Origin of the sequence: Streptomyces sp. NBC_00442, assembly GCF_036014195.1 — a bacterium.
GTDB lineage: Bacteria > Actinomycetota > Actinomycetes > Streptomycetales > Streptomycetaceae > Streptomyces.
On the sequence record NZ_CP107918.1, the window covers coordinates 1,251,438 to 1,272,037 of the forward strand.

Genomic DNA, 20,600 nt, shown 5'->3' on the forward strand with positions numbered 1-20,600 from the left:
TTGGTGCTGCGGTGGCTCGACATTGGCAGAGCGGCGACGGATACGGCGATGATGTTGTGCGGCGGGTTTGTGCCGGGGCGGTTTCCCGCCATCGCGCAGGTGAGGGCCTGGACACAGGCTTTGAGGGAGGCGGTCCGTGGTGCTGGGAGCGATAGGTCTCGACGAGACGCAGGAGTCGGCGTACCGCGCCCTGGTCGCGGTGGGCGCGGCCGAGGTGAGTGACCTGGCGCACCGGCTCGCGCTGCCGGAGAGCGAGACCGAGCGCGCGCTGCGCCGCCTGGAGCGGCACGGCCTTGCCGCACAGTCCTCCGCCCGCACCGGGCGGTGGGTGGCGGCCCCGCCGGGGGTCGCGCTCGGCGCGCTGCTCACCCAGCAGCGCCACGAGCTGGAGCAGGCGGAGCTGGCGGCGGCGCTGCTCGCCACGGAGTACAGGGCCGAGGCGGCCGAGCCGGCCGTGCACGACCTCGTCGAGGTGGTGACCGGCGCGAGCGCGGTCGCCCACCGCTTCCACCAGTTGCAGCTGGGCGCGGCCGACGAGGTGTGCGCGCTGGTGACGGGCCGCCCGGTCGCGGTGACCGGCATGGACAACGAGTCCGAGGAGCGGGCCTCGATCCGCGGGGTCGCCTACCGGGTGGTGGTCGAGCGTGAGGTGCTCACGCTGCCCGCCGGGATCGTCGAGCTGACCGCGGCGCTCGGCCGCGACGAGCAGGTGCGCACGGTGGAGCGAGTGCCGACCAAGCTCGTCGTCGCGGACCGCACCCTCGCGATGGTGCCGCTGACCGGCCGCGGCGCCGAGCCGGCGGCGCTCGTGGTGCACGCGAGCGGGCTGCTCGAATCGCTGATGGGCCTGTTCGAGGCGGTGTGGCGGGACGCGCTGCCGCTGCGGCTGGGCGCCGGCGGCCGCGACGTCGTCGAGGACGGGGCCGGCCCCGACGCGACCGACCTGGAGATCCTGTCGCTGCTGCTCGCCGGGATGACGGACGCCAGCGCCGCCAAGCAGCTGGATCTCGGCCTGCGGACCGTGCAGCGCCGGGTCAAGGGCCTGATGGAGCTCACCGGAGTGACGACCCGGCTCCAGTTGGGCTGGCACGCCTACGAGCGGGGCTGGGTGGCCCGCTGACCCTCGCGCCCGCGGCGCCGCGATCGCCCGGAACTGCGGGAACGGGCCGCTTCCTGCACCCTTGGCAGATGGGTGTGTGGCAGCTCCTCGCGGTCGGGGCGGTGATCCTCATGGGCCTGTGCGGCGTGCTGGTGCCCGGTATTCCGGGGCAGGCGATCGTGTGGGCCGCCCTGGCGTGGTGGGCGCTCGACGACGCGAGCGGCCTCGCCTGGGCCGTCCTCGCGGGGGCCACCGGCGTCCTCCTCCTGAACCAGGCACTCAGGCCGTTCCTGCCGCCGCGCCGCTTCAAGGCGGCCGGGGTGTCCAAGCGGTCGGTGCTGACCGCGGGCGCGGCGTCCGTCGCGGGGTTCTTCGTGCTGCCGGTGGTGGGCGGGATCGCCGGGTTCCTCGGCGGGCTCTACGGCGCGGAACGGGTGCGCCTGGGCAGCCACGCGAGCGGCTGGGCCTCGGCCCGTACGATCCTGCGCGCGGGCGGCTACTCGGTGATGGCCGAGCTCTTCGCCTGCCTCCTGGTGACGGGTGCCTGGATCGGCGCGGTCGTGTGGGGGTGACCGGGCACGGCGTACGACCGAAGTCCTGGGCCCGCGTGCCGATGACGGGGCGGCGGCGGGCGTGTGAGGGTGATCCCATGACCGAATTCAGCGAGGCCGAGCGCACCTATCTCAAGAGCCAGCGCCTTGGCCGGCTCGCCACCGTGGACGGCAAGGGCCAGCCGCAGGCGAACCCCGTCGGTTTCTTCCCGCAGGACGACGGGACGATCCTCATCGGCGGCTACGCACTGGGCACGACGAAGAAGTGGCGCAACCTCCAGGGCAACCCGAAGGCCGCCCTGGTGATCGACGACGTGGTGAGCGTACGCCCGTGGAAGGTGCGCGGGGTCGAGATCCGCGGCACGGCCGAACTCCTCACCGGGCCGCATGCGTTGGGGCCGCACTTCAGTGAGGAGCTCATCCGCATCCACCCGGACAAGATCCACAGCTGGGGCCTGGACGAGGAGCCCGGCCCCAGCTAGGCGGCGGCTACGACAGCTTCACCTCCGGCTTGTACAGGTCGAGCCAGATCGCGAGGTCCAGGGAGCGCTCAAGGCCGCGGCGCGAGGCCTGGTGGATCTGCGGGGCGCTCACCTCGGCGGCACGGCGCAGGCCGTCCCGGTCGATGAGGTCGAAGACCGGGTGGGAGGGCTGGGCCAGCAGGTCCTTGGCGTGGGCCTGGAGTGCGGTGGCGTACTTCGGGTCCTGCGTGGAGGGGTAGGGGCTCTTGACCCGGTCGTACACCGACTGCGGGATGACGTCCCTGGCCGCCTCGCGCAGCAGGCTCTTCTCGCGGCCGTCGAAGGACTTCACCGACCAGGGCGCGTTGTAGACGTACTCGACGAGGCGGTGGTCGCAGAACGGCACGCGCACTTCGAGCCCGACGGCCATGCTCGCGCGGTCCTTGCGGTCGAGCAGGACGCGCACGAAGCGGGTCAGGTGGAGGTGGCAGATCTTGCGCATCCGGTACTCGAAGTCGCTCTCGCCGTCGAGGCGTTGGATGCCGGCGACGGCGGTGTCGTAGGAGTCCTTGACGTAGGCGGGGACGTTCAGCGCGGCGGTCAGGTCGGGGCGCAGCAGGCCCGAGTCGTCGCCGAACTGCTCGGCGAACTTGACGAGCCAGGGGAAGGTGTCGGCGGCCCGCGCGTCCTCGTCGAAGAACTGCTTGTAGCCGCCGAAGACCTCGTCGGCGGACTCGCCGGACAGCGCGACCGTGGAGTGCTCGCGTATCGCCTTGAACAGCAGGTAGAGGGAGGCGTCCATGTCGCCGAAGCCCATGGGGATGTCGCGGGCGCGGATGACCTTGGCGCGCACCGCGGGGTCGGCGAGCGCCTGGGCGTCCAGGACGATGTCCTGGTGGAGGGTGCCGGAGGTGCGGGCCACGTCGTGGACGTAGGGCGTGTCGGGGGTGGCGCGGAGTTCGTCGGCGACGAAGTTCTCCGTCTGGCCGACGAAGTCCACCGCGAAGCTGCGTACCTGCTGGTCCACCTCGCCGAGCTGGCGGGCGGCGATGGCGGTGAGCGCCGAGGAGTCGAGGCCGCCGGAGAGCAGCATGCAGCGCGGCACGTCGGCGACGAGCTGACGCCGGACGATGTCGTCGAGCAGGTCGCGGACGTGGGCGATGCTGGTGGCGCGGTCGTCCTCGTGCGGGCGGGTCTCCAAGGACCAGTAGGTGTGGGTGCGCAGTCCGCCGCGGTCGACGGTGACGACGGTGCCGGGCTCGACCTCCTTCATGCCGTCCCACACGGCGTGACCGGGGGTCTTGACGAAGGTGAACAGCTCGCGCAGCCCGTCGAGCGAGACGGAGCGCCGGGCCAACGGGTTGGCGAGGATCGCCTTGGGCTCGGAGCCGAAGAGGACGCCGTCGGGCGTCTCGTAGTAGTAGAAGGGCTTGATGCCCATCCGGTCGCGGATCATGACGAGGCGCTGGACGCGCTCGTCCCAGATCGCGAACGCGTACATGCCGTTGAGGCGTTCGGCGACGGCCTCGCCCCATTCGAGGTAGCCGTGCAGGACGACCTCGGTGTCGGAGTCGGTGGTGAACCGGTGCCCGCGGGCGGCGAGTTCGGACTTGAGCTCGGTGAAGTTGTAGGCCTCGCCGGAGTAGACGAGGGCGACGCTGCGGCCGCCTGCTTCGACGGTCATGGGCTGGCGCCCGCCCGGAAGGTCGATGATCGCGAGCCTGCGGTGGCCGAGGGCGGCCGGCCCGGCGGCCCAGATCCCGCGGTCGTCGGGACCGCGGCAGTCCATCGTCTCGGTCATCGCGTCCAGGGTGTCCCGCTCGGCGCGCAGTTCACGGTCGAAGGAGATCCAGCCGGTGATGCCACACATGGTGCCTCCTGCCTCGCCGCTCCGGCCGGAGGGGGGACGTGCCGCCGGCCCAAGCGGATGTATTGAGCAACTACCTACGTTTCGATCGTGTGACTCGACAGGGGGGTCCGTCAACGGGGCGATGGTGGGGGTGGCTTGAATGGGGTGGGTCGACGGCTGGGACGCGCGGGTCGGGGTGTGTGCCGAGCCCCTTTCCGCGCAGTTCCCCGCGCCCCTTGTGGGGCTCGGCAGGAGGCAACCTCAGCCTGTCATGCGGGTCCCCCCTGGCCCGTGAGGCCTTGGGGAGATTGCGTACGAGCGCCCTTGAGGCGCGAACGGGGCCCGGGGCGGAGCCCCAGGGGGTCAGGGGCTGACTGCCAGGACGATGTACGCGGCGAACAGCGAAAGGTGCACCCCGCCCTGCATCAGCGTGGCCCGCCCCGGCACAACCGTCAGAATCCCGACCGCGACGGTCAACGCGAGCAGCACCATGTGGCTCGCGCCGAGCCCGAGCACCAACGGCCCGGAGAGCCAGATCGTGGCGAGCGCGACGGCCGGAATGGTCAGGCCGATACTGGCCATGGCCGAGCCGAGCGCCAGATTGAGGCTGGTCTGGACACGGTCGCGCCGCGCCGCACGCACCGCGGCGATCGTCTCGGGCAGCAGCACCAGCAGCGCGATGACCACGCCCACCACCGAGGCGGGCAGCCCGGCCGCCGCCACACCCCGCTCGATGGTGGGCGACACGCCCTTGGCCAGGCCCACGACCGCGACGAGCGCCACCCCGAGCAGGGCGACGCTGATCCAGGCGGTGCGCGCGGAGGGCGGGTTGGCATGGGCGTCGTCCCGCATCACCTCGCCCTGCTGGGTCACCGGCAGGAAGTAGTCCCGGTGGCGCACGGTCTGGGTCGCGACGAAGAGTCCGTACAGGAAGACCGAGGCGATCGCGGCGAAGATCAGCTGTGCCGGCGAGAACTCGGGGCCCGGCTTGCTGGTGGTGAAGGTCGGCAGGGCCAGGCTGAGCCCCGCGAGCGTGGTGACCGTGGCGAACGCGGTGACGGTGCCCTCGGCGTTGAAGACGGTGACCCTGCGGCGCAGCGCTCCCACCAGGAGGCACACCCCGACGATGCCGTTGCAGGTGATCATCACGGCGGCGAAGACGGTGTCGCGGGCCAGGGACGCGCTCTTGTCGCCGCCGTCCGACATCAGGGTGACGATCAGCGCGACCTCGATGACCGTCACCGCGACGGCGAGCACCAGGGATCCGAACGGTTCGCCCACCCGGTGGGCGACCACCTCGGCGTGGTGCACCGCGGCGAGCACCGCGCCGGCCAGGAAGCAGGCGACCAGCGCCACGAGCCCGGCGGGCAGCGAGCGCCCCCAGGTGAGCGCGAGCAGCACGACGGCGAGCAGCGGCATCACCGCCGACCAGCGGTCCAGGGGCAGGCGCGCGAGACGGATCATGCCTCCGACGTTCTCAGAAGTGGCCGGTACCCGCCCGTCGGACTACTGCTCCCCTGCCGCCGCGACCGCCATGTGGCGCCGGGCGTAGGAGCGCCACGGCCGCCAGGCGTCCTCCCCCGTCGCCGCCCCCACGTCCGGGTCGCCGAGCGCCCGGGTCCGGATCACCGCGACGGTCTCGTCGTCCATGCCGGGCAGCGTACGCAGTACCCGTACAGCCTCCTCGCGGTCGGCGCCGGCGTCCAGGCGCAGCGCTGTGTCGGCCAGGGCGGTGGCGAGGGCGGCGATGCGCTGATCGGGGTGGGCGGCGAGCGCGGCGGGCTCGGGGAACAGGTGGGTGAGCGTGCCGCAGGGCACGTCGAGCCGTTTGCCGTACGTCTCGACGAGGGCGGCCGCGCGGTCCCGGCCGGCCAGGGCCCGCACCGCGCACTCGTCGGGGTCCGCGGCGCCCGGCGAGCGAAGGCCCGGGGTCCGCGCGACGAGCGGCGCGAGCAGCGGGTCGGCACCGAGCCGCTCGTCCACGGCGTACGGGTCGGCGTCCAGGTCGAACAGGCGCCGCAGGCGCTGCACGGCGGTGGTGAGGTCGCGCAGGTCCGTGAGGTGGATCCGGGCCTCGAGCCAGCCCTGGCGGACCGCGGTGTGCGCGGGGGCCGCCTCGTCGACGGCCACGACGGCGGTGCCGTGGGGCAGCCGCAGCGTACGGCGGTAGATGCGCGAGCCCGGCCCGCCCGTGACCGCCTCGACATGCTCGACGGCTTCGGCGGCCAGCAGGTCGAAGGTCTCCTTCACCGCGTACGCGCCCCGGTAGGCGAGCCGCAGCGGGACCCCGGCGGCGGTGGCGACGCCCGGCCTGACGGCGCGGGTACCGGCCTCTTCGCGCAGGGCGCTGGGGGTACGGGCGTAGATCTGCCGGATCGTGTCGTTGAACTGGCGCACGCTGGCGAATCCGGCGGCGAAGGCGATCTCGGTGACGGGCAGCGAGGTCGTCTGGAGCAGGACGCGGGCCGTGTGGGCGCGCTGGGCTCGGGCGAGGGCGACGGGGCCCGCGCCCACCTCGGCGGTGAGCTGGCGCTGCACCTGGCGGGTGCTGTAGCCGAGCCGCGTGGCGAGTCCGGGCACGCCCTCGCGGTCCACCACGCCGTCACCGATCATGCGCATGGCACGGCCCACGACGTCGGCTCGGGCGTTCCACGCCGCGGAGCCGGGCACGGCGTCCGGGCGGCAGCGGCGGCATGCGCGGAATCCGTTGCCCTGGGCGGCGGCGGCGCTGGGGAAGAACCGGACGTTCTTGCGGCGGGGGGTGACCGCGGGGCAGCTCGGACGGCAGTAGATGCCGGTCGTCGCCACGGCGAAGAAGAACTCGCCGTCGAAACGGGCGTCCCTGCTGCTGACGGCCTCGTACTGGGCTTCTGCGTCCATCACGGTGTCCATTGTGCGGGGTCCCCTGCGGGGTTGCTGGCGGATTTCAGACACCCAGGTATCCCCCACCCGGGGCTCCGCCCCGGACCCCGTTCGCCCGTTTTCCCACCCTCCCGCCCGTGCGGCTACTTGAGGAGTGCGGCTCCCTGGGGCTCCGCCCCAGACCCCGTATCGCGCCTTAGGGGCGCTCGTCCTCAATCTCCCCCAAGGCCTTAAGGGCCAGGGGGGACCCCCATGACGGGCTGAGGATGCCCATGCCGCCCGGCACCGAGCAGCTAAGGGGCGCGGGGCTGTGACACTGCGCGGCTCCGCCGCGGTGGGCGCGAGCCGTCGGCGCCCGGGTGCCCTACAGGGGCGCGGGGAACTGCGCGAGAAGCGAGCACGGTCCGCACACGAAAACGGGGTTAGGGGCGCGGGGAACTGCGCGAGAGGCGGGCACGGTCCGCACCCGAAAACCGGCCGTTCAAGGGGCGCGGGGAACTGCGCGAGAAGCGGGCACGGTCCGCACCCGAAAACCGGCCGTTCAAGGGGCGCGGGGAACTGCGCGAGCGGCCCCCACCGGCCCGCAGACGAAAGCGAACCGGGCTCAGGGCGTGCCCAGCCGGGCGGGGGCGGGGGCGCCCCGCTCGGCTCGGCCAACTGCTACGGCTCAGCGCATGCGCCCCCGCTTCGCCTCCCCCCGGGCCCGCCCCTCCGCCCCCTTCGCCTTCCAGTCGCGCCGAATCTCCGCCCGCATCCGCGCGTCCGTCTTCGCCACGATGCGCTGGTTCTCGCGCAGCAGCTTGCGGTAGCTGTCCAGGCGCCGCTCGGGCAGCGAGCCGTCCTCGATCGCGGCACGCACCGCGCACCCCGGCTCCGCGTGGTGCGCGCAGTCGTGGAAGCGGCAGCCGGCGGCCAGTTCCTCGATCTCGGAGAACACCTGGCCGACGCCGCTCTCCGCGTCGTACAGGCCGACGCCCCGCAGCCCCGGGGTGTCGATGAGCGTGCCGCCGCCGGGCAGCACGAGGAGGTTGCGCGTGGTCGTGGTGTGGCGGCCCTTGCCGTCGACCTCGCGGGCCGCCTGGACCGCCATCACCTCCTCGCCGAGCAGCGCGTTGGCGAGCGTGGACTTGCCCGCACCTGACTGCCCGAGCAGCACACTGGTGCCGCCCGCGACGACCGCGCGGAGGACCTCGACGCCCTCACCGGTCCTCGCGCTGACGGGAACGACCCGCACGCCGGGCGCGGTGGTCTCGACGTCCTGGACGAGGTAGGAGAGCCCGACCGGGTCGGGGACCAGGTCGCACTTGGTGAGGACGACCACGGGCTGCGCACCCGACTCCCAGGCGAGGGCCAGGAAGCGCTCGATGCGGCCGAGGTCGAGCTCCACGGCCAGCGACACCGCGATGATCGCGTGGTCGACGTTGGCCGCGAGGATCTGCGCCTCGGAGCGGTTGGAGGAGGTGCTGCGCACGAAGGCGGTGCGGCGCGGCAGATACGTACGGACGAACAGGGGGTCGCCGCCCGGCTCGACGGCGGCCCAGTCGCCCGTGCAGATGACCCGCATCGGGTCGTGCGGGGTGACGAACGCGGTGTCGGCACGCAGCGTGCCGGAAGCGGTCACCACGTCGCACAGGCCGCGGTCGACGCGTACGACGCGGCCGGGCACCAGGCCCTGCGCGGCGTACGGGGCGAACTCCGCGGCCCAGTCGTCGTCCCAGCCGTAGGCGGCGAGCGGACGCGAGGGGGCGGAGGTGTTGAGCGACGTCGTGCAGGAAACGGCGGTGTCGCAGGCAGAGTTGTTCAACGCGGTGGAGAACGAGGAAGACAAGGGGAACCCTTCGAAGGGCGGTCCCGGCGCCACGCACACGGGCGTGGAGGACGATACGGTCGGTCAGCCGGAGACCACGGGGATATGAGGGATGAGCTTCGGGATGCGGGCAGCGCCCTTCGCAACGACAGCCATCGGTCACACCTCCCCGTACATGTCTCAACACCGGCGACGACGTGGTGTCGTCCCGCTCGAACAGTCCCGACTCTAGGGGCCGCCGGCCCGCGGCGCCAGGGAATTGTCGACGGTGCGCGGCGCGTCCCGCCTACCTCACGTCTCGCCCGTGCGGGGCGTTCTCGCGCAACACCGCACCGCGGACAAAAGCGTCAACTTACAGTGCCATCATGGGATTTCAGGTGCGTTCGGCGGAGCAGATGCGCCGCTACGCCTTTCGGCTGGACGAGTGGAACCGCTCCCTGGGCGACGGCTTCGGCTGGACCATCCTGCTCATCGGCGACGGCGGCCCGACGACCCGGGAGTTCCTGCTGCGCCACGGGGTGGACCTCAGCGTGAAGACGGCACACCGGGTGCGCTTCGCCTTCTTCTCGGACCTTTCCGAGAGGGAGACGCAGCGCTTCGAGTGGGAGCGCGCCTACGGCGGACGCTCCTCGCGGTCCTTCCTCGACCTGCTGCGGACGACGTTGGGCCGCATGTCCGGGCGCCACCATCCGCTCGACTGGGAGGGGGAAGGCTGGCGGGAGCTGCGCCCGGAGGCGCTCGCGCCCTTCACCGGCTCGGGACAGATCCATGCGCACCTCCACGACGCGGAGCGCTTCTTCGAGGGAGCGGTCCCGGGCACCGACGCGGCGGCCGAGTTCGCCGCGAAGCTGGGGATCGGGCGCCATGTGCCCTGTCTGCTGATGTTCACCGACCTCGGCGCTCCCCACTACCACGTGCTGCCGTTCGAGGATCTGTCCGCCTCCGAGGTCTACGACCGGGTGCGCGGCTGGGTCGACGCGTACTACGAGATCAACCGCGAGCTCCTGGCGCACTGGTCGTCCGTCGAGCAGCGCATCCACCAGCTGTCGTCGCGGGCCGGCGCCTCCCTGGCCCGCATCAGGCACTGGCCGGTCCAACGCCGCGACGACTGGGCCCAGTTGAGCCTCCTGTCGGAGTCGGCCCGCATCGCACGGGCGGATCCGGACGCGGCGGCGGAAGAGCTGGAGTCGTTGACGCGAAGCCATCGCATCTCGACGCGGTTCGGCGACGAGGTGCGGGATCTGCGGGGCCGGGTCCGCGAGCTGTGCGTGCGCGAGGAGCAGGCGGCCCGGCTGACCCGGATCGCCGAAAGGCTCCGGGAGACCGACGACCCGGCCCGGCTCTCGCACGTCCTGACGGCGCTGGCCCGCAAGGAGCACCCCGGCCTGGGCGGGAGCACCCGGCAGCTGGCCAAGGAGACCGCCGCCCTGGTCGCCGGGCCGTGGCCGGCCACCCCCGAGGAGGAATTGTTCCGCTGGTGGCGGCGGCATTCCCCACCCACGGCCAAGTGGCAGGTGCTGGCTCAACTCCTGTCGGATCACGGCGATTCCGGGCACGCGGAGGCGGGCCGGGGGGCCCGGACCGACCCCGCCCCGCACCCCGGCCACGCCGCTTCCCCGCACCCCGACCACGCCGCTTTCTGGTCCGCCCTCGGAGCGTGCCCGCTGGAGGCCGACGCCGAGGACACCGCGGGCCGCGCGCTCGCCGCCCTGGCCGCCCACTACGGCGTCTCCCCCACGGCACCCGCCTGGACGAACGCCTCCGCGAACCTGCGTCACCACCTGACCGAGAGCGTGCGCGGCGCCCAACGCGGCGCTCCCGCATGGCTGTTGCGGCCGCGTCCCGCAGTACTGCTGTGCGAGTGCCTGTTCACCGAGGGCCCTCACGACGACGACGCGCTGCGGAAGTACCTCGCCTCGCGCCCCCGTCCGGCCGCCGCCCTGCGCGACATCACCGATGATCCCGAGCAGTTCGCCGCGGACGCGAAGGAGCGCCTGGCTCGTGTCCTGGCCCGGCGGGACGCCGTCGTGCGGGCGCTGGCCGAGGACGCGCACCGGACGGCGACCCGGCCGGTGGACCGGGCCACGCTCGGCCGGCACATCGGCGACACCCTGGAGAGCGTGCGCGCGACGTTCCGGGCGGAGGTCGAGCGCAACGGCCGGGACCAGGTCTCCCGGGAGGCGGGGATCGCCCATCTGGCGAAGGACCTGGAGACGGCGGCCCGCCTCGACTCGGCCCTGCGGCAGTACGACGAGGCGGTCCGCGGGGTGGTCCATCCGCACGTCGACGACCCGCTCGTCATCCCCCTGACCGGCGCCTCCACGGTGGCCGGCGCCCTGCGGCTCGGCCCCGTACCCACCGCGTCCCAGGCCGAGGAGATGCTGCACGCGACCTACGAACAGACACGGGAGGCCACCCGCCGGGCGCTTGCGGGGCACGAGCGGGCGCAGCGGGAGGGTGAGCACTGGGATCCGGACGTCCGCTTCGGACGGGTACTGGCCTCGGTGCTGCCCGCGCCCCGGGCCGCCGACGTCCTCGCGGCGTTCCCCGGTTCCGCACCCGACGACAGGGCGACCCGTGCGGCGCGGGAGCAGCGGGCGGCGGAGGTGCTGGGCCGGCTCAGCCGCGACGAGTTGGCGGCGGTCCTGGACCGGGCCCGCCCCGCGGGGCTCCCCGAGCCACGGGTGCGGCCCGGGGAGCGGATCACGCCCGCCCTGGTGCTTTCCGTGTTCGGGCTGTGCACCGCGCCGCGCGTCTTCATCTCGTACGCCCACGAGGACGACGGCGGGGCCCACATCGACCGGGTGCGTGCGCTGTGGCGGCTCCTTCGATCCCTCGGCATCGACGCACGCCTCGACCTGCCGGCCGGCGAGGCCCCCCAGGACTGGGCGCTGTGGACGCACGAGCAGTACAGGGCGGCGGACTTCGTCCTGGTCATCGCCTCGCCGGCCTACAAGCGCCGCGCCGAGGGCACCGAGGCACCCGGCACCGGCGCGGGCGTCATCTGGGAGGCCCGTCTCATCCGCGGCGAGATCTACGACCGCCCCGACGACTGGTACCGGCGCATCCTGAGGGTCGTCCTTCCCGGGTGCTCCCTCGACGACCTGCCGGACTATCTCGGCGGACGCACCACCACGTACTACGAGGTCGCGCCGCTGACCGCCGAGGGCGCCGAGAGGCTGGTCCGCTACCTCACCGACCAGCCGTACGAGACGGGCACCCCGATCGGCACCGTTCCGCACCTGCCGCCCCGCCCCCGGGATTGAGGCCGCCCGCGCTCCCGCCTTCCGTCAACTTCCTCTGACGCACGGCCGGTTGGGACGCCACGGCAGGCCGTCCCGGACCCCGGACCGCGGCGCTCGCAGCCCTTATTTGCACATCAGCGCAATAAGCGGCAGACTGCATGCGGCACCAAAAGCCGCATCGCCGGTATCCACCCATATTCACGGATATCCACCGACTTCACGGAAGGGGGCAGTCATGGACGCCGATCCTCCCAGTACGCGCTGCCCCGCCGACCGCGCCTGACTCCCAGCACCCCGCCCCGCCCCGCCCCGCTCCGGGGTCCGGGCGTACGGCGAGCGGTTCTTCACGGGGTTCTCCAGGGCCGGCGGCCCTCCCCCCCTTGCTTCCGCTTTCCCTTTCTCACCACGCCGGGCCCGCGCCCCGCCGGGGTGCGCCGTCGCGCGCCCTCCGGGGCTCCCGTGCCCCACAGCGTGGTCGGAGGTTTCCTGTGATGTCGTTCCGGACGAGCCGCCCCGCACCGCGGCCCGCCTCCCGTTCCGCCGGGCGCCCTGCCCGCCTGAGCTGGGTCGACGCGGTGATCGCGGCGGCCGTGCTCGTACTCTTCTACGTCGTGCTCCACGTGGGGCACGGGACCACGGTCCGCTTCTCCACCGATCAGTCGATCAAGGTCGACACCGATCCCTCCCAGCTGCCCTACGATGCGGCGCGTTCGCTGCTGCGCATGTTCATCGCGCTGGCCGCTTCGATCGTCTTCACGTTCGTCTACGCCCTGGCCGCCGCGAAGAGCAGGCGCCTCGAACGCGTCCTGATCCCGGCGCTCGACATCCTCCAGTCGGTGCCGGTGCTCGGCTTCCTGACGGTCGCCGTCAGCGGGTTCGTCGCCCTGTTCCCGGGCTCCCTCCTCGGCCTGGAGTGCGCCTCGATCTTCGCGATCTTCACCTCGCAGGCCTGGAACATGACGTTCGGCTTCTACCACTCCCTGACCTCGCTCCCCCGCGAACTCGACGAACTGTCAAGGTCGTTCGGCTTCACACGCTGGATGCGGTTCTGGCAGGTCGAGCTTCCGTCGGGAATGATCGGGCTCGTCTGGAACGGCATGATGAGCTTCGGCGGAGGCTGGTTCTTCCTCGTGGCCTCCGAGGCGATCAGCGTCAACAACAAGGACTACGCGCTGCCCGGCGTCGGTTCGTACGCGGGCGCCGCCATCGCCGACGGCGACCTCGGCAAGGTCGGCTGGGCCATCCTCACCATGGCCGTCATGGTCATCGGGGTGAACTTCCTCTTCTGGCGGCCGCTGACCGCGTGGGCCGAGAAGTTCAAGAACGAACAGTCGGAGGCGAGCGAGGTCCAGCGTTCGGTGGTGCTCGGCTTCCTGCGCCGCTCCCACTGGCCTCGGCTGCTGGGCAAGCTGTTCCGCCCGGTGGGGCGGACGCTGAGCCGCGTGGGCCGGATCTTCGGCACCGACGACCGGCCGCTCGCCGTCGACCCGGCCAGGCGGCGCACCGGCGACATCGTGTTCGCCGTCGTCGCGGGCGCCCTCATCCTGTGGGGCCTGTTCGACCTGGGCCGCTACCTCCACGACGAGACGGGCCTCGGCGTCTTCGGCGAACCACTGCTCCTCGGGCTCGCCACGCTCGCCCGGGTGGTGGTCCTGGTGGCCGCGGCCACCGTCATCTGGGTGCCGGTCGGCGTGAGGATCGGCTTCTCGCCGCGGCTGACCCGGATCGCCCAGCCCGTCGTACAGGTCCTCGCGAGCTTCCCCGCCAACTTCCTCTTCCCGCTGGCCGTCTGGTTCTTCCTGAAGACCGGCCTGTCGATCAACATCGGCGGCATCCTCCTGATGGCGCTCGGCGCCCAGTGGTACATCCTCTTCAACACCATCGCGGGCGCCATGTCGATCCCCAGCGATCTGCGCGAGGCCATGGACGACTTGGGCGTACGGGGCTGGCAGCGCTGGAAGCGGCTGATCCTGCCCGGCGTCTTCCCGGCGTACGTCACCGGCGGCATCACCGCGTCGGGCGGCGCCTGGAACGCCTCGATCGTCGCGGAGGTCGTCACCTTCGGCGGCACCACCCTGACGGCCACCGGCCTCGGCGCCTACATCGCGCAGGCCACGGCATCCGGCGATTTCCCGCACCTGCTCGCGGGCGTGGCGGTGATGAGCCTGTACGTCGTCGCTCTCAACCGCCTGCTGTGGCGCCGCCTGTACCGACTCGCCGACACCCGCTTCGTCCTCTGACGGTGCCGATTACGGCAACGCGACCGCAGCAACTGCCGCCGCTCACTCCTTTTTTGACTACACGTCACTTCTCTTGCGTCTGGAGCTCCTCATGGTTCTGAACACCCTTCGCACCCTGCGCGGCGCGCGGCGCACCACCGCCCCGAGGGCGCCCCGCCCCGTCGACGGCGAGATCCTGCTCGAAACGGTGGGCCTCACCAAGGCGTACGCCGGTGCCGACGGCGAGCTGCCCGTGCTCGGCGGCATCGACCTCCAGGTACGGGCCGGCGAAGTCGTCGCGCTGCTCGGCAAGTCGGGGTCGGGCAAGTCGACGCTGCTGCGCTGCCTGGCCGGGCTCGTGCCGCCGAGCTCCGGCACGGTCTCCTACCGAGGCTCCCCGCTGACCGGCGCCAACCCGGGCACCGCCATGGTGTTCCAGACCTTCGCGCTGCTGCCCTGGCTGACCGTGCTCCAGAACGTCGAACTCGGCCTCGAGGCACGGGGCGTGGCCGCCGACGCGCGGGCCGACGCGGCACGCCAGGCCATCGACCTGATCGGTCTCGACGGCTTCGAGTCGGCCTACCCCAAGGAGCTGTCCGGCGGCATGCGTCAGCGCGTCGGCTTCGCGCGGGCGCTGGTCGTCGAGCCGGACGTCCTGATGATGGACGAGCCGTTCTCCGCGCTCGACGTGCTGACCGCGGAGAACCTGCGCGGCGAGCTGATGGAGCTGTGGGAGTCGGGGCAGTTCCCGACCCGGGCGATCGTCCTGGTCACCCACAACATCGAGGAGGCCGTCCTGATGGCCGACCGGATCGTCGTGCTCGGATCGCGGCCGTACGGCACGATCCGCGAGACGTTCGAGGTGGGGCTCGACCGGCCGCGCGACCGCGAGGCGGCCGCCTTCGACGAGCTCATCGACCGTGTGTACCGCACGATGACGGGCCGCACGAAGGAGACGTCGCCGCCCGCCGTGCACGCCGTCCGGGCGGCGCGGGCGCCGTCCGCCGCCGGTCACCCCGCGGGGGCCGGGGGCGTCGGTGTCGAGGGCGTCGACGCGGACCGGCGCACCCCCGCGAACACGCCGCTTCCCGGTGCGAGCGTGGACGGACTGTCGGGGCTCGCCGAGATGGTCGCCCACCGCGGTGGCGGCTGCGACCTGGCCGACCTGGCCGACGATCTCGGCCTGGAGATCGACGACGTGCTGCCGCTGGTGGACGCCCTTGAGCTGCTCGGCTTCGCGGCCGTCGGCGGGGACGACCTGGTGCTGACCGACCGGGGCGCGACGTTCGCCGGCGCGGACGTGCGCCGCTCGAAGGAGATCTTCGCGGACGCCGCGCCGGACGCCCCGCTGATCCACCTGATCACGACCAGCCTCCGCCAGAGCCCCGACGGCGCCCTGCGTGCGGGCTTTTTCCGCGACGTTCTGGCCCACCACTACACGAGCGAACAGGTGGCGCGGCAACTGGAGACCGCGACGGACTGGGGCCGGTACGGGGAGCTGTACGGGTACGACGCGGAGCGGGAGGAGTACGCGCTGGACGAGGGCGCGGGCGATGCGCCCCCGGACGCGTGAGGTGGCCGTCCGCCTCCCGGCCGGAGGTGGTCGCTCGCGCAGTTCCCCGCGCCCCTTCGGGTGCCCTCGTGCCGTTACGCTATTTGCATGGGAGCGCAAGTGGAGAGCTGGGACGCCGAGCGGGCCGAGCGGGCGGTCGGGGTGCTGAAGGCGGTGGCGGATCCGTCGCGGTACCGGCTTCTGTGGGCGCTGAGCGGGGCCGAACTGCCGGTCAGCGCGCTCGCCGAGCTCCTCGGCGCTCATGTCGCCGCCACCTCCCAGCACTTGGCCAAGCTGCGTGCGGCGGGGCTCGTCACCTCGCGCCGGGACGGTACGCGGATCTTCTACCGGGCGGCCGGACCGGGGGTGCGCGCCCTGCTGGAGGAGGCATCGGTCGTGGCGCTCGCCGTCTCCCCCGAGCCCGACGAACGGGCCTCCTCCTCCCTGGCCGAAACCCCCGCGCCAGTACGAGCACCCCGCAGGACAAGGGCCCCGCGCCCGGCGACCGAATGACAAGGGGCGCGGGGACTCCGCCCCGAAGGGGCGCGGGGAACCGCGCGAGCAACCACGCCCGGCGCGCGGACGAACACCCACGCCGAACAACCCCTGACGCACCCCGCGGGGCGTCCGTTTCGTTCAAGACGGACCCGTCCCGCCCTGCCTACGGTGGCGTCATGACTCCACGACTCGACGCCTTCGGCCTTGTGGTGGCCGACATGGCCGCATCCCTCGCCTTCTACCGCCGTCTCGGCCTCGACCTCCCCGCCGACGCCGACACCCAGCCGCATGTGGAGTGCACGCTCCCTGGCGGCACCCGGATCCTGTGGGACACCGAGGACACCGTCCGCTCCTTCGACCCCGCCTGGACGCGCCCCGAGGGCACGGGCCGCGCGGGCCTCGCCTTCGCCTGCGCGACGCCCGCCGAGGTGGACGCGGCGTACGAGGCGCTGACCGCGGCGGGACACCACGGGCATCTCAAGCCCTGGGACGCGTTCTGGGGCCAGCGTTACGCGATCGTCCACGACCCGGACGGCACCGAGGTGTCCCTGTTCGCCGCCTCGGCGTAGTCGGTCAGGGTCATCCCGGCCAGCGCCCGCATCTCGCGTGCCAGGTGGGCCTGATCGGCGCAGCCCGCGGCGAGCGCGGCCTCGGCGTACGGCACGCCGCGCCGTACCAGGTCGAGGGCGCGCTGGAGGCGCAGGATGCGGGCCAGCGTCTTGGGCCCGTAGCCGAACGCGTCCAGACAGCGCCGGTGCAGCCGGCGGACGCCGAGGCCCGCGTCCGCGGCCGTGGCGGCCACGCTCCATCCGGCCTCGATGCGGTCGGCGACGGCCCGGATCAGCGGGTCGGGCGCGGGCTCCCTGGCCAGGGCCACGGCTTCGAGGGCCGCCGCCGGGGCCGCCGCCTCCCCGATCCGTTCGGCGAGCAGCCGCACCTCGGCGCCGGACCAGATCCCGTCGAGCGCCACCCTGCTGTCACGCACCTCGTGTGCGGGCACGCCGAGGACGGCGGGCCCGGCGCCGGGCGCGAACCGGATCCCGGCGTAGCGCGTGCCCGGGGCCGCACCGGGCACGTGGGCGCGGGTGTCGGGGCCCGCCACCAGGAGGCGTCCTTCGCACCAGAGCAGGTCCATGCAGCCGTCGGGGAGCACGGGCCGCGCGTCGTCGTCGCCCATGGTCCGGGTCCACACGACCGCTCCGGCCAGCCGTGAGGGCCGCTCTCGGTACATGCTTCGAGGGTAGTCCGGGTGGTCCCGCGCCCGCCGGTGGTGCCGGCCCGTCAGTCGTGGTGGTGGCGGCGCGGGGACTTCTCGTGGTCGCGAGGCCCCTTCTCGGGCTCCTTCTCGGGGCCCTTCTCCGCCGGCTTGTCCTCGTGCTTCTTCACCGTGTGCAGCCGGGACTTGACGTCCTCGGGGGGCAGGAACTTCGACCAGCGTTCGGGGAACTCGGACGGCATGCCCGGATCGTTGCCCTCGTCCGCGTCCTCCTCGCCGTCCTCGTCGCCGTCGTCGAAGAGCGTCGGCTCGAAGTAGTGGGCGCGGGCCACCAGCTCGGCGGCCTGGGCGGCACGGGCCCGTTCGCCCGCGGCGCGGGCCGCGGCCGTGGCCACCGACGGCCAGACCCGGTCGATGGCCGCGTTGACGGCCGCGCCGACCAGGACCGCGAACGCCGAGATGCCGATCCAGAGCAGCACCGCGATGGGCGCCGCGAGCGAGCCGTAGATGGTGGGGCCCTCGACCGTACTGGTCAGGTAGATCCGCAGCAGGAACGAGCCGAGCACCCACATCGCGAGGGCCACCAGGGCGCCCGGCACGTCCTCGATCCAGGGCGAGCGCACCGGCACCGAGACGTGGAAGAGCGTGGTGAGGAAGGCGATGGAGAGCAGGATCATCGTGGGCCAGTACAGGAAGCTGATCACGTCCGTGCCCCACGGGACCCACTCCACGACCCGGTCGGGACCCACCACCGCGAGCGGCAGCACGACCGCGCCGATGAGCAGCGCCACGATGTAGAGCAGCAGGGAGAGCAGCCGGGTCTTCACGATGCCGCGCTGCCCGTCGAGCCCGTACATCACGGTGATGGTGTCGATGAAGACGTTGACGGCCCGCGAGCCCGACCACAGGGCGATCGCGAAGCCGATGGAGACGATGTCGGGGCGCTTGCCCTTGGTGACGTCCTCGAGGAGCGGCTGCGCGAACTCGTGGACGCCGCGGTCGGAGAGAACGGTTCCGGCCGCGTTGAGGATGTTCTGTTCGATGCTGGCGACGGTGTGGGTACTGGTCCAGCCGTCCACGTAGCCGAGCAGCGCGATGACGCTGAGCAGCAGCGGGGGCAGCGAGAGCAGGGTGAAGAACGCGGCCTCGGCGGCCAGGCCCAGGATCCGGTACTCGACGCAGGAGTTGACGGTGTCCTTGAGGAGCAGCCAGCCCAATTTCCGCTTCGAGACGTTGCGGTAGACGACGCGGGCCCGATGGAGGCGGCCGGATGTCCGCTCGGGTGTTTCATTTGCTGGCTGCACGTCCATACCGTATCGGCATGGCAGCCACCACCCACACAGTGACCAACCAGGCTCCGCCCCTGGTGGGGTACGACGTCTTCACCGCCGACCGGGCCCTTGGCGAGGCGGTCGAGCGGCACACCGCGCCGGAGCTCGTCGACGAGGTACGAGAGGAGCTCGCCGGTCTGGGAAGGACCGCGGGATCGGCCCAGGCCCAGGAATGGGGGGTGCTGGCCAACGAGAACCCGCCGAAGCTGCGCACCCACGACCGGTACGGCAATCGGATCGACGAGGTCGAGTTCCATCCGAGCTGGCACCGCCTGCTCGGCAAGGCCGTCACGTCGGGGCTCACCGACGCCTGGGGGCGCCCCGCCGGCCACGTGCGGCGCGCGGCCGGATTCCTGGTGTGGACCCAGGCGGAGGGCGGGCACGGCTGCCCGGTCTCCATGACGCACGCGGCGGTGCCGGCGCTGCGCACCGACCCGGCGCTCGCCGCCGAGTGGGAGCCGCGGCTCACCTCCCACGTGTACGAGCAGGGGCTGCGGCCCGCCGCCGAGAAGGCCGGCGTGCTTTTCGGCATGGGCATGACGGAGAAGCAGGGCGGCAGCGACGTACGGGCGAACACCACGTCCGCTGCGCCGCTTTCCGCCGACGGCGAGTACGTGCTGACCGGGCACAAGTGGTTCTGCTCGGCGCCGATGAGCGACGGGTTCCTGGTCCTGGCCCAGGCTCCGGGCGGCCTCACCTGCTTCCTGGTGCCGCGGGTGCTCGCCGACGGCACCCGCAACGCATTCGCGATCCAGCGGCTCAAGGACAAGCTGGGCAACAAGTCGAACGCGTCCAGCGAGGTCGAGTTCGACGGGACGTGGGCGCGCCGGGTCGGCGAGGAGGGGCGCGGGGTGCGCACCATCATCGAGATGGTGGCGGCGACGCGGCTCGACTGTGTGATCGGCTCGGCGGCGATCATGCGCCAGGCGGTGACGCAGGCCGTGCACCACGCCTCGTACCGCAGCGCGTTCGGCGGGCTGCTCGTCGACAAGCCGCTGATGCGCAACGTACTGGCCGATCTGGCCCTGGAGTCGGAGGCCGCCACGACGCTGGCGCTCCGCCTGGCGGCCGCCTACGACGCGGACACCGAGCAGGAGCGGGCGTTCCTGCGGCTCGCGGTGCCGGCCGCCAAGTACTGGGTCACCAAGCGGTGTACGCCGGTGGCGGGCGAGGCGCTGGAATGCCTGGGCGGCAACGGGTACGTGGAGGAGTCGGGGATGCCGCGGCTGCTGCGCGAGGCGCCGCTCAACTCGATCTGGGAGGGTTCGGGCAACGTCCAGGCGCTCGACGTCCTGCGGGCGCTCCAGCGCGAGCCGCAGGCGATCAACGCGTTCCTCCAGGAGGTCGGCACGGCGCGCGGCGCCGACCACCGCCTGGACGCGGCCATCAAGGACCTGCTGACCGAACTCGCCGATCTGGACGGCATCGAGGGGCGGGCGCGGCGCCTGGTGGAGCGGATGGCGCTGGTCCTCCAGGGGTCGCTGCTCGTGCGCTGGGCACCGCCCGCGGTCGCGGACGCGTTCTGTGCCTCGCGGCTCGGCGGCGACTGGGGTGCGGCCTTCGGGACACTGCCCCACTCGCTCGACCTGGCGTCGGTGGTGGAGCGGGCGCGCGCCGAGGCGTGAGGAGCCGCCCGCGGCGCGGTAGGGAGCCGGCGCCCCGGGCGGCCCGTCGGGGGTGGTGCCGCGCCGACACGGCGCCACCCCCTCGCTCTCATGCCTCCGTGGATGAAGCATGACGACCGGACAACCGGTGCATGCTCACCTTCGTCTCTCCGTGTGCGGCCCGCGAGAGTTGCACGGGGTTGCAACCCGAGCGGGGCCCGCGCGCGGAGGCCGTGCGGTGTCAACCACCGCACGGACAGGACGAGTTGAGCACGTCCGGGCGCCGGTCGCCGGTTGCCGGGCGGG

15 protein-coding genes are annotated in these 20,600 nt (G+C 72.8%); 9 read left to right on the forward strand and 6 right to left on the reverse strand.

The genetic code is table 11. The features are described 5' to 3' along the window. The first annotated feature begins 139 nt into the window (after nt 1-139). The 3 genes from OG432_RS05665 to OG432_RS05675 all read left to right on the forward strand — a co-directional run bounded on the left by OG432_RS05665 (nt 140) and on the right by OG432_RS05675 (nt 2,132). Nucleotides 140-1,120, forward strand: coding sequence for a helix-turn-helix domain-containing protein (locus OG432_RS05665; protein WP_328315011.1), 981 nt, complete (start codon nt 140-142; stop codon nt 1,118-1,120). Nucleotides 1,121-1,188: 68 nt separating this feature from the next. Continuing rightward, on the forward strand, nt 1,189-1,671 hold the full coding sequence (locus tag OG432_RS05670; RefSeq protein ID WP_328308361.1) for a DUF456 domain-containing protein: 483 nt from the start codon (nt 1,189-1,191) through the stop codon (nt 1,669-1,671). Nucleotides 1,672-1,748: 77 nt separating this feature from the next. Further along, the gene (locus tag OG432_RS05675; protein WP_328308363.1) at nt 1,749-2,132 is read left to right on the forward strand and encodes a PPOX class F420-dependent oxidoreductase; all 384 of its coding nucleotides are present in this window, start codon (nt 1,749-1,751) and stop codon (nt 2,130-2,132) included. 7 nt (nt 2,133-2,139) lie between these two features. Here the strand turns inward: OG432_RS05675 and asnB are convergent, their stop codons facing one another. The 4 genes from asnB to rsgA all read right to left on the reverse strand — a co-directional run bounded on the left by asnB (nt 2,140) and on the right by rsgA (nt 8,626). Then, nucleotides 2,140-3,981, reverse strand: a complete 1,842-nt coding sequence (asnB, locus tag OG432_RS05680) for an asparagine synthase (glutamine-hydrolyzing) (RefSeq protein ID WP_328308365.1) — start codon at nt 3,979-3,981, stop codon at nt 2,140-2,142. 342 nt (nt 3,982-4,323) lie between these two features. Next, on the reverse strand, nt 4,324-5,424 hold the full coding sequence (locus OG432_RS05685; protein ID WP_328308367.1) for a calcium:proton antiporter: 1,101 nt from the start codon (nt 5,422-5,424) through the stop codon (nt 4,324-4,326). 42 nt (nt 5,425-5,466) lie between these two features. Then, a complete protein-coding gene (locus OG432_RS05690) occupies nt 5,467-6,840 on the reverse strand; it encodes a bifunctional transcriptional activator/DNA repair enzyme AdaA (RefSeq protein WP_328315012.1) in 1,374 nt (457 codons plus the stop codon). Nucleotides 6,841-7,489: 649 nt separating this feature from the next. Next, nucleotides 7,490-8,626 carry a ribosome small subunit-dependent GTPase A gene (gene rsgA / locus OG432_RS05695; protein ID WP_328315013.1) on the reverse strand — a complete coding sequence of 379 codons (1,137 nt, stop codon included), beginning with the start codon at nt 8,624-8,626 and terminating at the stop codon, nt 7,490-7,492. A gap of 368 nt (nt 8,627-8,994) precedes the next feature. Here rsgA and OG432_RS05700 point away from each other — a divergent pair, with 368 nt between their 5' ends. From OG432_RS05700 to OG432_RS05720, 5 genes are all read left to right on the forward strand, one after another. Continuing rightward, nucleotides 8,995-11,895: a toll/interleukin-1 receptor domain-containing protein gene (locus OG432_RS05700; RefSeq protein WP_328308369.1), complete on the forward strand. Its 2,901-nt coding sequence runs from the start codon at nt 8,995-8,997 to the stop codon at nt 11,893-11,895. Nucleotides 11,896-12,365: 470 nt separating this feature from the next. After that, complete coding sequence (locus OG432_RS05705) at nt 12,366-14,114, forward strand: ABC transporter permease (protein WP_328308370.1); 1,749 nt, start codon at nt 12,366-12,368, stop codon at nt 14,112-14,114. 91 nt (nt 14,115-14,205) lie between these two features. Next, nucleotides 14,206-15,666 carry an ABC transporter ATP-binding protein gene (locus tag OG432_RS05710; protein WP_328308372.1) on the forward strand — a complete coding sequence of 487 codons (1,461 nt, stop codon included), beginning with the start codon at nt 14,206-14,208 and terminating at the stop codon, nt 15,664-15,666. Nucleotides 15,667-15,753: 87 nt separating this feature from the next. Beyond that, entirely contained in the window at nt 15,754-16,158 is a 405-nt protein-coding gene (locus tag OG432_RS05715) for an ArsR/SmtB family transcription factor (protein WP_328308374.1), read from the forward strand. 161 nt (nt 16,159-16,319) lie between these two features. Then, on the forward strand, nt 16,320-16,712 hold the full coding sequence (locus OG432_RS05720) for a VOC family protein (protein WP_328308376.1): 393 nt from the start codon (nt 16,320-16,322) through the stop codon (nt 16,710-16,712). Here the strand turns inward: OG432_RS05720 and OG432_RS05725 are convergent. Then, nucleotides 16,652-17,374 (reverse strand): AraC family transcriptional regulator, encoded by a 723-nt coding sequence (locus OG432_RS05725; protein ID WP_328308378.1) that lies wholly within the window; start codon nt 17,372-17,374, stop codon nt 16,652-16,654. The genes OG432_RS05720 and OG432_RS05725 overlap by 61 nt on opposite strands. 50 nt (nt 17,375-17,424) lie before the next feature. After that, nucleotides 17,425-18,663 (reverse strand): YihY/virulence factor BrkB family protein, encoded by a 1,239-nt coding sequence (locus tag OG432_RS05730; RefSeq protein ID WP_328308380.1) that lies wholly within the window; start codon nt 18,661-18,663, stop codon nt 17,425-17,427. Between the two features lie 17 nt (nt 18,664-18,680). Here OG432_RS05730 and OG432_RS05735 point away from each other — a divergent pair, with 17 nt between their 5' ends. Further along, on the forward strand, nt 18,681-20,315 hold the full coding sequence (locus tag OG432_RS05735) for an acyl-CoA dehydrogenase family protein (RefSeq protein WP_328308382.1): 1,635 nt from the start codon (nt 18,681-18,683) through the stop codon (nt 20,313-20,315). Nucleotides 20,316-20,600: the final 285 nt, after the last annotated feature.